The organism is Aeromonas sp. 600774, assembly GCF_049175075.1.
In the GTDB taxonomy this organism is placed as follows: domain Bacteria; phylum Pseudomonadota; class Gammaproteobacteria; order Enterobacterales; family Aeromonadaceae; genus Aeromonas; species Aeromonas veronii_A.
Map to the genome: position 1 here is coordinate 184,372 of NZ_JAAKUJ010000009.1, position 14,132 is coordinate 198,503.

The 14,132-nt window shown below is 59.8% G+C and carries 14 protein-coding genes; 8 read left to right on the forward strand and 6 right to left on the reverse strand.

Annotated features, from left to right (window positions below):
- Positions 1 to 11 precede the first annotated feature (11 nt).
- Positions 12 to 1,787 (reverse strand): M4 family metallopeptidase, encoded by a 1,776-nt coding sequence (locus G5171_RS11850; protein ID WP_421260221.1) that lies wholly within the window; start codon positions 1,785 to 1,787, stop codon positions 12 to 14.
- A 346-nt stretch (positions 1,788 to 2,133) separates the two neighbouring features.
- Here G5171_RS11850 and G5171_RS11855 point away from each other — a divergent pair, with 346 nt between their 5' ends.
- Both G5171_RS11855 and rimJ read left to right on the forward strand, forming a co-directional pair.
- A complete protein-coding gene (locus tag G5171_RS11855; protein WP_182970399.1) occupies positions 2,134 to 2,688 on the forward strand; it encodes a GNAT family N-acetyltransferase in 555 nt (184 codons plus the stop codon).
- The gene (rimJ, locus tag G5171_RS11860; RefSeq protein ID WP_421244017.1) at positions 2,688 to 3,239 is read left to right on the forward strand and encodes a ribosomal protein S5-alanine N-acetyltransferase; all 552 of its coding nucleotides are present in this window, start codon (positions 2,688 to 2,690) and stop codon (positions 3,237 to 3,239) included. The genes G5171_RS11855 and rimJ overlap by 1 nt, the downstream gene beginning before the upstream one ends.
- Before the next feature lie 62 nt (positions 3,240 to 3,301).
- On the opposite strand, the gene G5171_RS11865 is transcribed toward rimJ, so the two are convergent.
- From G5171_RS11865 to G5171_RS11875, 3 genes are all read right to left on the reverse strand, one after another.
- Positions 3,302 to 3,547, reverse strand: a complete 246-nt coding sequence (locus tag G5171_RS11865) for a hypothetical protein (protein WP_193860654.1) — start codon at positions 3,545 to 3,547, stop codon at positions 3,302 to 3,304.
- A 309-nt stretch (positions 3,548 to 3,856) separates the two neighbouring features.
- Positions 3,857 to 4,906: an oxidoreductase gene (locus G5171_RS11870; protein WP_421250787.1), complete on the reverse strand. Its 1,050-nt coding sequence runs from the start codon at positions 4,904 to 4,906 to the stop codon at positions 3,857 to 3,859.
- A gap of 135 nt (positions 4,907 to 5,041) precedes the next feature.
- Positions 5,042 to 6,205: a multidrug effflux MFS transporter gene (locus tag G5171_RS11875; protein WP_042053392.1), complete on the reverse strand. Its 1,164-nt coding sequence runs from the start codon at positions 6,203 to 6,205 to the stop codon at positions 5,042 to 5,044.
- Positions 6,206 to 6,443: 238 nt separating this feature from the next.
- Between G5171_RS11875 and rdgB the strand changes: the two genes are divergently transcribed.
- Both rdgB and hemW read left to right on the forward strand, forming a co-directional pair.
- Complete coding sequence (rdgB, locus tag G5171_RS11880; RefSeq protein ID WP_058059723.1) at positions 6,444 to 7,040, forward strand: RdgB/HAM1 family non-canonical purine NTP pyrophosphatase; 597 nt, start codon at positions 6,444 to 6,446, stop codon at positions 7,038 to 7,040.
- Between the two features lie 90 nt (positions 7,041 to 7,130).
- Positions 7,131 to 8,276, forward strand: coding sequence for a radical SAM family heme chaperone HemW (gene hemW / locus G5171_RS11885; protein WP_421250788.1), 1,146 nt, complete (start codon positions 7,131 to 7,133; stop codon positions 8,274 to 8,276).
- A gap of 215 nt (positions 8,277 to 8,491) precedes the next feature.
- Here hemW and G5171_RS11890 read toward each other — a convergent pair whose 3' ends face one another.
- On the reverse strand, positions 8,492 to 8,731 hold the full coding sequence (locus G5171_RS11890; protein WP_236348958.1) for an alternative ribosome-rescue factor A: 240 nt from the start codon (positions 8,729 to 8,731) through the stop codon (positions 8,492 to 8,494).
- Positions 8,732 to 8,945: 214 nt separating this feature from the next.
- Positions 8,946 to 9,401, reverse strand: coding sequence for a Zn(2+)-responsive transcriptional regulator (gene zntR / locus G5171_RS11895; RefSeq protein WP_335837108.1), 456 nt, complete (start codon positions 9,399 to 9,401; stop codon positions 8,946 to 8,948).
- 415 nt (positions 9,402 to 9,816) lie between these two features.
- Here zntR and purH point away from each other — a divergent pair, with 415 nt between their 5' ends.
- The 4 genes from purH to G5171_RS11915 all read left to right on the forward strand — a co-directional run bounded on the left by purH (position 9,817) and on the right by G5171_RS11915 (position 13,971).
- On the forward strand, positions 9,817 to 11,409 hold the full coding sequence (gene purH / locus G5171_RS11900) for a bifunctional phosphoribosylaminoimidazolecarboxamide formyltransferase/IMP cyclohydrolase (RefSeq protein ID WP_421260222.1): 1,593 nt from the start codon (positions 9,817 to 9,819) through the stop codon (positions 11,407 to 11,409).
- Positions 11,410 to 11,518: 109 nt separating this feature from the next.
- Positions 11,519 to 12,811, forward strand: coding sequence for a phosphoribosylamine--glycine ligase (gene purD, locus G5171_RS11905; protein ID WP_216980125.1), 1,293 nt, complete (start codon positions 11,519 to 11,521; stop codon positions 12,809 to 12,811).
- Between the two features lie 247 nt (positions 12,812 to 13,058).
- A complete protein-coding gene (locus tag G5171_RS11910) occupies positions 13,059 to 13,433 on the forward strand; it encodes a cytochrome b562 (protein WP_216980126.1) in 375 nt (124 codons plus the stop codon).
- Positions 13,414 to 13,971, forward strand: a complete 558-nt coding sequence (locus G5171_RS11915; protein ID WP_216980127.1) for a cytochrome b/b6 domain-containing protein — start codon at positions 13,414 to 13,416, stop codon at positions 13,969 to 13,971. The genes G5171_RS11910 and G5171_RS11915 overlap by 20 nt, the downstream gene beginning before the upstream one ends.
- Positions 13,972 to 14,132 lie beyond the last annotated feature (161 nt).

Below are 14,132 nucleotides of genomic sequence, written 5' to 3' on the forward strand. Positions count from 1 at the left end.
CATCGGGTGGATCAGTAGCTGGCCTTGAGGGTTACGCCACTGAACGCGGAAAACCCTGACAGCTGCACATGCCAGGTACCCGCCTTGGGATTGGTGAACGAGCAGCTTTCGTTATTGCCCCCCTTGTAGGGACGGCAGTCATAACTGCTGCTGGTGGGGGCGCTGCCAAAGCGGACGTAGAGGTCGGCATCACCGGTACCGCCGCTGCTGCTGATCTGCAGCGACCTGGTGCCAGCTGGTACGTTCAGGGTGTAGTTGAGCTTGCCACCCTTGCTGGCGGCGAGGTTGCTCACCGGCACGCTGTTTTGCAGTACATTGTCACTCGGTGGCGGCGTGGTGCCGCAGCTGGCATCGACCCCGACGGTCTGGAAGGCACGCGCCACATCCGCCTGGCTGTAACCCAGATCGGCGGTCGCCCGGCTGACGCCGCAGGCCCCTTGCTGGTAGTTGGTGTTGGCGCCCCAGTAGAGGCGGTTAGCCAGCACGAACACTTCAAATGCCTTGCGGGGGTTCCAGCCGCTGCTGGTGGCGAGCAGATAGAAGGCGCGGTTATAGACCCCGGAGCTGTGGTGTACATCCATCCCCTCCTGATAATCCGCCGCATGGCCGATGGAGCTGCCATCACGGGTCGGATCCTCGAAGTAGCGCAGGGAGCCGTTGCCCTTGAAGATCTGGGCGCCGACCAGCCAGTCGTTACTCCCCTTCATGTAGAACTCGGCCGCTTCCCCCGCCATGTCGGAGAAGGCCTCGTTGATGCCGCCGGATTGTCCTGAATAGATCAGCCCGGAGTTCTGCTCGGTGAAGCCATGGCTCACCTCGTGGGCCGCCACATCGAGGCTCACCAGCGGGTGGAAGGTGGTGGCGCCGTCACCGAAGGTCATCTGGCTGCCATCCCAGAAGGCGTTCTCGTAATTCTTGCTGTAGTGAACCCGCATCTTCAGTTTGAAGGTGAGGGGCGCCGTGTTGTACCAGTTGCGGTACATGTCGAACACCACGTTGCCGAAGTAGTGAGCGTCGTTGAGGGGCGAGTAGGCGCCGTTGATCTCTTTGACCGTATTCTCCGGGCAGGTGAACTGGTGGATGGTGCCGCCAGAGGTGGCGTGTTTGAGGTTGATGGTATCGACGTTGGGGCTGGTCATCCGGCAGCTGTCATCGACGATGAGCGGGCCAAAGTCGGTGCCATAGAAGTATTTGCCTGTCTTGATGTTGCCCCCCGGGCCGGTGGCATCCTTGTGGTTGATCCCCTCCCAGCGTTTGAGCTCCTCACCGCTCTGGGCATCAAGGATGACGAAGGGGCGGCTTGGCTTGTCACCTTCGGCGATGAAGGATACCTGATAGACCAGCCTGGCCAGCCCGTTCTTGTCCTGCATCACGTAAAGCTTGATCTGCTCGTTGCTCCCCTTGCTGCCCGCCTTGGCCTTGCTGGTGGCATCCTGTGGCGAAAGGGTTGCGACCGGGCTCGCCACATCCTGATCGATCTGGCGCAGCATGCGCCCGGTGGCCTTCTGCAGCTGGCCGCTCAGGCTCTTGTCAGCCACCACCACCTGACCCATTACCGGGATGCCGTTCCAGACCTGCTCGTAGCGGATCCGCTGCTGGCCGTTGGGCAGCTGGACCACCCGTACCTGACGAAACTCGCCATCTTCCAGTTGCAAGGTAGCACTCGCGGCACTGAGGCCGGTTATGGCCCGGATGCCGTTTGTCGTTACGTTGATCTCTACCTCTTGCGCCGCCAGTGCGGCGCTTCCCCAGCAGGCCAGCGCAACGGCCAGATAAATTTTATTCATCTCTTCTTTCCTTAAATCGATGAGCTTGATAAACCGACCGAAGGTCGGGCGCTTTGAAGCTAGCGCCGGTGGGGGAAAGTGCCCCCTGTCAAAAGTGACAGAGCAGCACAAAGGGGTAGCAGGATCTGCCAAAGTGCCGTTTGGGGGTATTCGACGGTGCCATGTGGAGATTGTTATCCGGTTTCAGACACCCACCCTCCTCTTTTGAGGGAGGAGAGAACGTGCGCTGCCACTCTCCGCGAAGCCTGTCGGATGAGGGCCGTAAAAGTGGCTGGCGCGGCCAGTGGCGATTGGCTACATTGGGTGCTGGTTCGCTATTTGATCACTGATTTGAAAGGAGAATCCCATGTTTTCATGGCAGTTGGACGACGAGCTTGCGCTGCTCTTCTTGCAGCCCGATATGGCGAGCGAACTGTTTGCCCTCTGCAATGACAACCGGGAGTATCTCTCCCAGTGGCTACCCTGGCCGCCACTGATCCAGCGCCCCGTCGACAGCGCCCTCTTCATTCGCAGTGCCATCGAGAAGTTTGCCCGCGGTGAGGGGCTCACCACCGCTATCGAGTATCAGGGGGAGGTGGTGGGGGTCATCGGTTACAACAGCATCGATCACGACCTTGGCAAGGTGATCATCGGTTACTGGCTGGCGGAGCGCTGGCAGGGCAACGGCATCATCACCCGGGCCTGCCAGGCCCTGATCCATCACGCCTTCGAGGAGATGGGGATGGAGAAGGTGGAGATCAGTGCCGCCACCGATAACGAGCCCAGCAGAGCCGTCTGTGAACGGCTCGGGATGCAGCAGGAGGGGGTGACCCGGCGCGCAGAGCGGCTGGGCAACCGGATTGTGGACCATGCCCACTACAGCCTGCTGCGCGACGAGTGGCTAAGACAGAGGGAGTCCTGATGGCGCTGCCACATATCAAGACGGCCCGCACCCACCTGACCATACTGTCGCCGGATCAGGCCCCCATGATGCTCGACTTCTACCGGCGCAACCGTGCCCATCTCACCCCCTGGGAGCCGCTTCGGGACGAGCACTTTTATACCCTCTCGTACTGGCATGCCCGGCTGCAGGACAGCTACAGCCAGTTCTTCAACGGCACCGGCATCAATCTGGTGGCACTCGATCCGGCTGGCGAGCGGGTGATCGCCACCTGCAACTTCAGCAATATCCTGATGGGGGTCTTCAAAGCGTGTCATCTGGGCTATGCCATCGACCAGCAGCATCAGGGGCAGGGAGTGATGAGAGAGGTGCTGTCAGCCGCCATCGACTACCTGTTTCGGGAGCACGATCTGCATCGCATCATGGCTTGCTATATGCCTGCCAATCAGCGCAGTGGCGCCTTGCTGGAGCGGCTCGGTTTCGAGCGTGAGGGATTCGCGCGTTCATATCTGATGATCAATGGCCGCTGGGAGGATCACATCCTCACCTCGCTGATTAATCCGGCCTCCTGAACGACAGATAAAAAAACGGGCCCGAAGTTGCCTTCGGACCCGTCTTCGAATGAGGTGCAGGCTTAGTTGGCCTTGGCATCGCTCACTGCAGCTTCAACCTTGGTAGCCGCTTCGGTAGCAGCTTTTTCTACGGTTGCAGTCGCTTCGGAGGTGGCCTTCTCTACGGTAGAGGTGGCTTCGCTAGCGGCTTTTTCTACAGTGGCAGCAACTTCGGCGGCCGGAGCAGCAGGAGCGGCAGCTTTTTCTTCTTTCTGACCGCAAGCAGTCAACATCAGACCCAGGATACCGGCTACCAGTACTTTGTTCATGTGCATTCCCTCAAATAAATATGGAGAGATGGTCTGTGCAACCATCACAGCGCCCACCGTTGCCCGGTATTGAAACAAGAAGCCGGGAGGCAGCAGGCGGGCGCAATATAGCCCCATTAGTTACCGATGAAAACGGATATCACAATGACATTTTTTCGTGCCGTTGATAAAAAGCTCCACTGCAACGACTGATATCAATACAAGATGCCGTTAAATAGTGCTGATTGCACAATAAAACACCGCTTTGCTGCCATCTTGTGGCGGTTTAACAAGGTCAAGGTTGCTCAAGCGCGGCCGATGGCCCACACCTTAGTCAGACAGCTTCTGACAGGGCAGCCGTTTTCCCTCAAGGTGGCTCTGGCGGGCCAGATCCAGCAGCGCCATCACCGCCAGCGCTTCACTTGCTGGCACCGGGTTGCTCCCTTCGCCCTTGATGGCGGCGCAGACACCGCGATAGTAGGCGCCATAATCCCCCGCCTCACCCACCACGCTCTGCTGCTGTAACTGACCATCGACAATGCGGCTGAGCTGACCGGGTTCGCTATCCATGCCCCAATCCGCCGCCGGGGGCCGCTTGCCCAGCTTGAGCTGATCTTCCTGCACATCCATACCGAATTTCACGAACGAACCCTGGCTGCCGTGAACGATGAAACGCGGCATGGTGGCCGAGACCAGACAGCTGCCATGCAGAATGACCCGCAGAGCACCGTAACCCAGCACCACATGGAAGTAGTCGTCCGCCAGTGCGCCGGGGCGCTGCCCGGCAAGGTCTGCTTGCAGCCAGTCCGGTTGGCCGAACAGCTGTAGCGCCTGATCCAGTACATGGGGGCCGAGATCGAACCAGAGGCCGGAACCCGGGCCACCCGCTTCGCGCCAGCGCTGGCGCACTTCGGGGCGATAGCGATCGAAGTGCGATTCGAACTGGGCTATCTGCCCCAGACTCCCTTCTACCAGCAGACGGCGCACGGTAAGGAAATCCCCGTCCCAACGGCGGTTGTGGAAGATGCTGAGCAGTCGCTGCTGCTTTTCGGCCAGTTCGACCAGTGCTTGCGCCTCGGCCAGATCCAGTGCAAAGGGCTTGTCGATCACCACATGTTTGCCTGCCAGTAGCGCCTGGCGGGCGAGGGGGGCATGGGTGTCGTTGGGGGTGGCGATCACCACCAGATCGACGGTCTCATCGCTTAGCACCTCCTCCAGTGAACCGACCCGGCAGTCGGGCAGATCGGCCTGCACCTTGGCGGCATCGCGGCTCACCACCCACCTCAGGGACAAGCCCGGCGTGGTGGAGAGGAAGGGGGCGTGGAAGGTCTTGCCTGCAAAGCCATAGCCCACTAGGGCTGCGTTGAGAGTGTGGCTCATCGGGAGTTCTCCGCTGACATCGAGTGAGTGGGGTTGCCATCACAGGCTCTCTGCCGGATGGCCATATGCTGTAAAGGCGATACAAACGAGAAGGGGGCCGATGGCCCCCTGAGTGTGCCCATCAGAGCACAGGATTTATTGCAAACACAAGCGGCGGCCGCGGCGGGTCATCAGCATCACCAGAGGCGGCAGCAGCAGCCACATATGCAGCGCCAGCTGGCTGAGCGGGTCGTGCATCAGGGCGCCGGTCAGGCCAACCAGAGCGCCGGATCCGCTCATCTGGAACAGGCCGAGCAGGGCGGCGGCGGTACCGGCGCAGTGGCCGAACGGTGCCAGCGCCATCCCGGCGGCAGCGCCCAAGATCATGGCAAAGCCGATGCTGGAGAGGAATACCGGCCCCATCATCGCCAGCGGATGTTCGATGTGCATGGCCAGAGTCAGGGTGATGGCCGAGAGCATCAACACCAGCAGGCCGATGCGCAGAGTGCGTCTTGGCCCCACCTTGGCGATAAAGCGTGGTGCCATGAAGCAGGCCAGAATGTTGAGCGCGGCGTTGGCGGTAAACCAGTAGCTAAAGCCGCTCATATCGAGCCCCAGTTTCACCATCAGTTGTACCGGCGCAGCGGTGACGTAGGCGAGGATCACCGCCATCGCCAGCATGCACAGCGCCGCGTTGAACAGGAAGCTGGGGGAGCGCAGTACCGGGCTGTAGCGGGACCAGCTGATGAGGGCCCCTTCACTGCGGGTCTCCTCCGGGCGGGTCTCCGGCATCCGCCACATCAGCCAGCTGCCGACGATGAGCGCATAACCGGCCATAAACCAGAAGTTGGCAGACCAGCCCGCCTTGGCGGTGAGCCAGCCACCGAGCAGGGGAGCCAGCGCAGGAATAAAGCAGATGGCGCCATTGAGGTAGGAGATCATCTGACCGCTCTTTTTCGGGCCATAGCTGTCACGCACCACCGAGAAGGCGGCGACCGAAGTAGCGCAGGCGCCGAAGCCCTGCAGCACCCGGGCCAGCATCAATTCGCCGAGGCTGGCGGCAAAACCGGCCCCCAGCGCGCTCAGGCCATAGAGCAGCACGCCGCCCAGCGCGATAGGCTTGCGACCGTAGCGATCGGCCAGCGGGCCAACAAGCAGTTGCCCCAGCCCCATGCTGAACAGGAACCAGGTGATGGTGCCCTGCATCAGGGTTACTTCGGCGCCCAGCTGCTCGGCCATCTGCGGAATGGCGGGCAGGTAGATGTCGATAGCCAGCGGACTGAACAGCACCAGTAGTACGAGTAAAAGTATCAATGGCATCTGTCACCTCTTTAGTCAGCCAGGTTAATGAATTGGGGCGCGAGTCTACTGACTCACAGTAATGAATAGAAATGGTATTTAATCACTTTGGTTATTCCATTATGGAAACATGTATTAAAAAGCTGGTTATTCGATGGCGGCAAATCCCCCGTAACCCCATCACAGCGGGTGTAATTGACGCTTTTACTAAACGCTTGCGCCGCATAGAATGCGCAGATTATTTTTGCGGAGGTGCTCGATGAACAAGCTTGTCCTGGCAACAGGTAACCAGAAAAAGGTGAAGGAATTGGCCGCCATGCTGGCCGATATGAAGATCCAGGTGATCCCACAGAGCGAGTTTGCGGTCTCCGATGCCGATGAGACCGGCACCACCTTCGTCGAGAATGCCATCATCAAGGCCCGCCACGCCGCCCGCATTACCGGTCTGCCCGCCGTGGCCGATGATTCCGGTCTGGAAGTTGATCTGCTGCAAGGGCGCCCCGGCGTCTACTCCGCCCGCTTTGCCGGTGTGGGGGCTGGTGACAAGGCCAACATCGAGAAGCTGCTCGGCGAGCTGCAAGGTGCCCCCGAGTACCTGAAGAGCGCCCGCTTCTGGTGTGTGCTGGTCTATATGCGTCACGCCGACGATCCCACCCCCGTCATCTGTCAGGCGAGCTGGGAAGGGATGATCATCGACGAGCCGCGCGGTCAGCACGGTTTTGGCTATGACCCGGTCTTCTTCGTGCCGGATCACGACTGCACCGCCGCCCAGATGCCCGCCGAACTGAAAAACCAGCTGAGCCATCGTGGTCAGGCGCTGGCCAAGCTCAAAGCGGCGCTGGCTGCTGCGCACTGAGTCACTTCGCCACCTTGTCGGTTACACACGGCCAATCACACATAGTCATCTACAATGGGGGCCTTGAGCCCCCGTTTTATTGGAAGCCCCATGCTGCAACTGCCGCCGCTCTCTCTCTATATTCATGTGCCCTGGTGCGTCCAGAAGTGCCCTTACTGTGACTTCAACTCCCATGCCCAGAAGGGGGAGTTGCCTCACCTCGAATATGTCGCCGCCCTGCTGGAGGATCTGGATCAGGATCTGAAGTGGGCACAGGGGCGGCCGCTCTCCTCGATCTTTATCGGTGGCGGCACCCCCAGCCTGTTGACGGTGGAGGCGATGCAAGCCTTGCTGGACGGGGTGCGGGCCCGTATTCCGCTCGCCGCAGATTGCGAGATCACCATGGAGGCCAATCCGGGCACGGTGGAGGCGGACAAGTTTGCCGGTTTCCAGCGCGCCGGCATCAACCGCATCTCCATCGGTGTGCAGAGCTTCCAGCAGGAGAAGCTGAGCCGCCTCGGCCGCATTCACGGCCCGGAAGAGGCGCGCAAGGCGGCGGCACTGGCCCATGCCATCAAGTTGCCCACCTTCAATCTGGATCTGATGCACGGTCTGCCGGATCAGAGTCTGGATGACGCCCTTTATGACCTGCAACAGGCTATCGACTGTGCACCACCGCACCTCTCCTGGTATCAGCTCACCATAGAGCCGAACACGGCGTTTGCCTCCAAGCCGCCCAAACTGCCGGAAGATGACACCCTATGGGACATCTACGAGCAGGGCCACGCCATGCTCACCGCCAGCGGTTATCGCCAGTACGAGATCTCGGCTTATGCCAAAGAGGGCTACCAGTGCCATCACAACCTCAACTACTGGCGTTTCGGCGACTATCTGGGGATCGGCTGTGGTGCTCACGGCAAGGTGACCGATCTCGTGAATCAGCAGATCCTGCGCACCGCCAAGGTGAAGCATCCGAAAGGGTATCTGGACAAGAGTCGCCCCTATCTGGACGAGCAGTGGCAGGTGACGGCAGACGATCTGCCGCTCGAATACTTTATGAACCGCTTCCGCCTGTTTGAACCAGCCCCCAAGGCGGAGTTCGAGGCCTATACCGGCTTGCCGCTGGAGCGGGTGGAGACGGTGCTCGCCATCGCCCAAAGCAAGGAGCTGATCGAGGATTTGGGGGATAGCTGGCAGCTCACTTCTCTCGGCCACCGTTATCTCAACGTGTTGCTCGAACTGTTTATGGATGAGTGAAAACGGGTTCACGATCTGGCTGCGAGGCCGAGATCAAGGTTCATGTACTGCTCGGAAGCCTCACGTATCTCTATACGCTCCGGTTCCTGCGCTGCTCTTCACCTTGCTGACAGCTTCTCGCGACAGGTCGTGAGCCAGTTTTGGCGAACCGTGTTTTGAGATAACAATCAGGGCGCCAATGGCGCCCTGATTGTTTATGGTCGGTAGAAACCCGCTCAGCAGCAGACGCGGATCATCTGCTGTTGGCCGGGCTCCCACCGCTTGCCGAATTTGGCTTTGCGCTGGTAACTCCCCTTGCCCTTCTTGTTGCGCTCGACCCGGCTGCGAAACAGGGGATCGGAGAGCAGGGCGTGCAGATGGTTATCCTTTATCTCGCCGCGCTGATGGGCATAGCAGCCCCCTTGCGCATCTTCCTCACGGGGGAGGGCGGGTTGGTCGACCCGAATCTTGGCCATGATGGCTCCTCTTCTTTGTCCTTGGGGTGTTGATGCTTGTGTCTGGATGGCGGTTTTCGCTGCGGGCGCCTGTTCAGGCTAGCGCCCGGCAACCGGATGCACTGGCATCGGTTAAAAACGCGGTGATTTTGTCACCAAATCGCAGCTGGAGCAATGCGTCGGATACGCCGAGTCAGTCACACTGAGCTAGGCACGCTCAGTCAGGCATACCATGTCAGCCGTGAACCGGGTCATGCTGGTCGTGGCTATGATGCTCGTGATGGGCCGGGGCGCCAGATTCCAGCGTCTCGAGGATGGCGCATTGCTCCGCCGAGCGGGGGCCGCCGCAGCAGATATTGGAGAGCTCGCGCAGGTTGTCGCGAAAGCGGGTCAGTTCGATGATCTTCTGCTCCACCTGGGCCAGCTTGGTGTCGGCCACAGCTTTCACCTCCTGACAGGTGACTTTGGCCTTGTTGGTATCGAGGTCGAGCAGCTCGCCGATATCTGCAAGGGAGAAGCCCACCGACTTGGCGCGAATGATGAACTCCAGCCGCCGCTTGTCCTGTTCACTGTAGAGGCGGTAGCCGGATTCGTTGCGGATCCCCGGTGAGATAAGCCCGTTCTTCTCGTAAAAACGCAGGGTATCTGCCTTGACCCCGCACGCCTTGGCCAGTTCACCGATCCGATACATGCTCTCTCTCCCCTTGAATGTATGCCGCCACAAAAACCGGAATCCACTATCACCCCTTTGCCCATGGATTGCCAGCCAAGGGCATAAAAGGGGCAGATAAACATCTCCTGGCGACCCTTTTTCCCATAAAACACTGAAAGTGCAAACGTTTCGAGAAAATCAATTGGAAAACGTTTAACGCCGCGCCAAATAAGGCTTTGCTGTTTCAAAAAATCCACCACAGGTCACATTTTTTGTGTAGAATACGCGCCCATAACAGAGCGCCGCACCAAGCGGGCATTTCCTAAAACGCTTTTGCCGGATGTCGGGGCGAGAGTGGTTTGCGAAATCCCCCACTTCCATTTATTTGGGGACTCTCTGTGTTGAGCCTCGCCTCCCATGGAACGGTCCCCGTTATGTTGAGGACGATAGTGTGATGGAACAAGCTCGACCCATTCGCCGTGCACTGCTGAGTGTGTCTGACAAAACTGGCATTCTGGAATTTGCCAAGGCACTCAACGAGCGTGGTGTTGCCCTGCTCTCCACGGGCGGTACCGCCAAGCTGCTTGGCGAGGCGGGTCTGCCGGTGACCGAGGTCTCCGACTACACGGGTTTTCCTGAAATGATGGATGGCCGGGTCAAGACCCTGCATCCCAAGGTTCATGGCGGCATCCTTGGCCGTCGGGATCAGGATGACGCCATCATGGCCCAGCACGCTATCTCCCCCATCGACATGGTTGTCGTCAACCTCTACCCCTTTGCTGCCACCGTGGCCAAAGCGGGCTGCACCCTGGCCGATGCGGTCGAGAACATCGACATCGGCGGCCCGACCATGGTTCGCTCTGCCGCCAAAAACCATAAAGATGTCGCTATCGTCGTCAAAGCTGCCGACTATGATCGGATTATTCGCGAAATGGATGCCAACGGCAACAGTCTGAAACTGGCGACCCGTTTCGATCTGGCGATCAAAGCCTTCGAGCACACCGCTGCCTACGACGGTATGATCGCTAACTACTTCGGCACCATGGTGCCCTCTTATGGCGACAACAAGGAGGGTGATGAGGAGTCCCGCTTCCCGCGCACCTTCAACAGCCAGTTCATCAAGAAGCAGGACATGCGCTACGGCGAAAACAGCCATCAGGCTGCCGCTTTCTACGCCGAAGAGCATGCCGCGCCGGGTTCTGTCTCCAGCGCGACCCAGTTGCAGGGCAAGGCGCTCTCCTACAACAACATCGCCGACACTGACGCGGCGCTGGAGTGCGTGAAGGAGTTCGACGAGCCGGCCTGCGTCATCGTCAAGCATGCCAACCCGTGTGGCGTTGCCATCGGTAACGACCTGCTGAGTGCCTACGATCGTGCCTACCAGACCGACCCCACCTCTGCTTTCGGCGGCATCATCGCCTTCAACCGTGAGCTGGATGGCGCCACCGCCAAGGCCATCGTCGAGCGTCAGTTTGTTGAGGTGATCATTGCCCCAACCGTCAGCCAGGAGGCCCGCGATGCGGTCGCCGCCAAGCAGAACGTGCGTCTGCTCGAATGCGGTCAGTGGACGGCCCCGGCGCAAGGGTTTGACCTCAAGCGCGTCAACGGCGGCTTGCTGGTGCAGGAGCGGGACCTCGGCATGGTGACTCTGGGTGACCTGACCGTGGTTAGCAAGCGCCAGCCGACTGAGGCAGAGCTGCAAGATTTGTTGTTCTGCTGGAAAGTTGCCAAGTTCGTCAAATCCAACGCCATTGTCTACGCCAAAGATGGCCAGACCATCGGCGTCGGCGCCGGCCAGATGAGCCGCGTCTACTCCGCTAAAATCGCCGGTATCAAGGCGGCTGATGAAGGGTTGACCGTGGCGGGCTCCGTGATGGCCTCCGATGCCTTCTTCCCGTTCCGCGACGGTATTGATGCTGCCGCGCAGGCCGGTATCTCCTGCGTGATCCAGCCGGGTGGCTCGATGCGCGATCAGGAGGTGATCGACGCCGCCAACGAGCACGGCATGTGCATGGTCTTCACCAACATGCGCCACTTCCGTCACTGATGGATCAGGGCCGCCATGGGCGGCCCTTTTGTTGTCTCTTTTCCACTGACTATTGCGACCGGCTTCCCTCTGGCGGAAGCCTGCGACCCACATAGAAGCGAGCGATACGATGAAAGTACTGATCATTGGCAATGGTGGCCGCGAACACGCCCTGGCCTGGAAGGCCAAGCAATCCCCTCTGGTGACCCGGGTCTTCGTCGCCCCCGGCAATGCTGGCACCGCGCACGAAGGGAGTATCGAGAACGTGGCTATCGCAGCTACCGATATTCCAGCTCTGCTGGCGTTTGCCAAGGAGCAGCGCATCGGTCTGACCATCGTTGGCCCGGAAGCGCCGCTGGTGAAAGGGGTGGTCGATGCCTTCCGTGCCGAGGGGCTGGCCATCTTCGGTCCGACCGCGGCTTCTGCTCAGCTGGAGGGCTCCAAGGCCTTTGCCAAGGATTTCCTGGCCCGTCACGCCATCCCGACTGCCGAGTACCAGAACTTCACCGAGGTGGAGCCCGCTCTGGCCTATCTGCGCGAGAAGGGAGCGCCCATCGTCATCAAGGCCGATGGTCTGGCCGCAGGTAAGGGGGTTATCGTGGCGATGACCCTGACCGAGGCCGAAGAGGCCGTGCGCGATATGCTCTCCGGCAATGCCTTTGGCGACGCCGGTGCCCGGGTGGTGATCGAGGAGTTTCTGGAAGGGGAAGAGGCGAGCTTCATCGTCATGGTCGATGGCGAGCATGTGCTGCCGATGGCCACCAGTCAGGATCACAAGCGGGTGGGGGATGGCGATACCGGCCTCAATACTGGCGGGATGGGCGCCTATTCGCCGGCGCCTGTGGTGACTGATGAAGTGCACCGCAAGGTGATGGAGCAGGTGATTATGCCGACCGTGCGCGGTATGGCGGCTGAGGGCAACGTCTACACCGGTTTCCTCTACGCTGGCCTGATGATCGACGGTGCAGGCAATCCCAAGGTGATCGAGTTCAACTGCCGCTTTGGTGATCCCGAGACCCAGCCCATCATGCTGCGGATGCGCTCCGATCTTGTGGAGCTCTGTCTGGCCGCCTGTGCCGGCAAGCTGGATCAGGTGGAAGCGAATTATGACCCCCGCGTAGCCATTGGTGTGGTGCTGGCTGCTGGCGGTTATCCCGGCGACTACCAGCAGGGCAAGGCCATTAGCGGTCTGCCGGTGGAAGAGGCGAGCGGCGAGAAGGTATTCCACGCGGGTACCCGCCTTGAGGGCGATACCGTAGTGACCGCCGGTGGCCGCGTGCTGTGCGCGACTGCGCTGGGCCATACAGTGGCTGAAGCGCAGCAGCGTGCCTATCAGCTGGCTGCCCGTATCCAGTGGGACGGTGTCTTCTATCGCAATGACATCGGCTGGCGCGCCATCGAGCGTGAACAGCAGGCAGGCTGATAGCCGATACCCGCAGTGACAAGCCCCGCCAATGGCGGGGTTTTTTATGCCGAAAAGTGCCTGATTGTCGATGCATTCATGTTGCTGTGGTTAACAAGCGAGGCACTCTTGTCACCATTTGCCACAAAAAACATCATTTTTCACAAACGCTTCACCATGAGTCATGGCATTATGCTGGTGATGAATTCCTGTTTGGATTCATAGGTGACCCTAATAATTTGAGCATGTTGTTATATAAGGAAATCCCATGTTGAAAACTGTTCGCCCCCTGCTGCTGCCTCTGATGTTCGGTCTGATCGCGTTGCCTGCCATGGCTGGCGATCTGGAACAGCCGATGAAGAAGATTGGCTTCAACTACAAGCAGGCGGTCAAGGCTGATGATCCGGCTACCATGGAGAAGCACATCAACGAGATGAAGGCCCAGCTGGATGTGGCCAAGCAGAAGAACATGCCTGCCGCCAAGAAGGAGAAGTTCCTCGAAGGCATGAATGAGGTACAGACCGAGCTGGATGCCAGCCTGGCTGCGCTCAAGGCCGGTGACGAAGCCAAGGCGCGCGAGCACCTGGCCAAGGTCAACGACCTGAAGAAGGAGTATCACAAGTATGCCAAGCAAAAAGGGTGATCCCTTTCGCTGGGATGCTGTGGTTCGCCTGACCCATTGGGGTGTGGCGGCGATCTGTATCGGCAACCTCTGGGTTAACGAAGCGGGGGAGGAGTGGCACGAGTGGCTGGGTTACGGCGCCATTGGGCTGGTCTCCTTGCGTCTGCTCTGGGGGCTCACTTTCGCCCGTGGCTACGCTCGCCTTAGTGCCTTAATCCCCAGCGGTGAGGATTTTCGCCAGCAAGCGCGCGAGATGCGTGAGCGGCAGCCTCCGGCACCGGGTCATCACGGCAGCGGCAAGCTGGCTGTGTGGGCGCTCTGGCTGGTCGTGCTGGCGACAGCAGGCAGCGGCTGGTTTCAGAATACCGAGACGGGATTTGAACTGGGGGCTGACGAGTGGCATGAGTGGTGCGTGGTGGCGCTGCAGGGACTGATTGGTCTGCATCTGCTGGCCATCGTCTTCACCTCCTGGCGCCAGCGCAGCAATCTGGTTACCCGGATGCTGCCTGCCATCGGGAGTCGCTCATCCATCCAGAGCGGCAGCAACGAGCAAACCTGAGGCTCAGCATTAGGCTACTTGTTTCTTAGTGAGGCGCCTGATCCAGACCCTGCCCAGACCCGCCCATGGCGGGTCTTTTCTATGGCCTCCTCGAGCTTATCACGGGACATTGCTCGATCCGCAGATGCAAAAAGGCCACTCATCATGAGCGGCCTTTTTCA

Excerpts from the sequence above, each read along its gene's own strand:
- G5171_RS11915 (WP_216980127.1), top strand. The coding sequence starts at position 13,414 with ATGCCAAGCAAAAAGGGTGATCCCTTTCGCTGGGATGCTGTGGTTCGC.
- G5171_RS11850 (WP_421260221.1), bottom strand. The coding sequence starts at position 1,787 with ATGAATAAAATTTATCTGGCCGTTGCGCTGGCCTGCTGGGGAAGCGCC.
- G5171_RS11875 (WP_042053392.1), bottom strand. The coding sequence starts at position 6,205 with ATGCCATTGATACTTTTACTCGTACTACTGGTGCTGTTCAGTCCGCTG.
- G5171_RS11865 (WP_193860654.1), bottom strand. The coding sequence starts at position 3,547 with ATGAACAAAGTACTGGTAGCCGGTATCCTGGGTCTGATGTTGACTGCT.
- rdgB (WP_058059723.1), top strand. The coding sequence starts at position 6,444 with ATGAACAAGCTTGTCCTGGCAACAGGTAACCAGAAAAAGGTGAAGGAA.
- purH (WP_421260222.1), top strand. The coding sequence starts at position 9,817 with ATGGAACAAGCTCGACCCATTCGCCGTGCACTGCTGAGTGTGTCTGAC.
- G5171_RS11910 (WP_216980126.1), top strand. The coding sequence starts at position 13,059 with ATGTTGAAAACTGTTCGCCCCCTGCTGCTGCCTCTGATGTTCGGTCTG.
- G5171_RS11870 (WP_421250787.1), bottom strand. The coding sequence starts at position 4,906 with ATGAGCCACACTCTCAACGCAGCCCTAGTGGGCTATGGCTTTGCAGGC.
- G5171_RS11890 (WP_236348958.1), bottom strand. The coding sequence starts at position 8,731 with ATGGCCAAGATTCGGGTCGACCAACCCGCCCTCCCCCGTGAGGAAGAT.
- hemW (WP_421250788.1), top strand. The coding sequence starts at position 7,131 with ATGCTGCAACTGCCGCCGCTCTCTCTCTATATTCATGTGCCCTGGTGC.
- G5171_RS11855 (WP_182970399.1), top strand. The coding sequence starts at position 2,134 with ATGTTTTCATGGCAGTTGGACGACGAGCTTGCGCTGCTCTTCTTGCAG.
- purD (WP_216980125.1), top strand. The coding sequence starts at position 11,519 with ATGAAAGTACTGATCATTGGCAATGGTGGCCGCGAACACGCCCTGGCC.
- zntR (WP_335837108.1), bottom strand. The coding sequence starts at position 9,401 with ATGTATCGGATCGGTGAACTGGCCAAGGCGTGCGGGGTCAAGGCAGAT.
- rimJ (WP_421244017.1), top strand. The coding sequence starts at position 2,688 with ATGGCGCTGCCACATATCAAGACGGCCCGCACCCACCTGACCATACTG.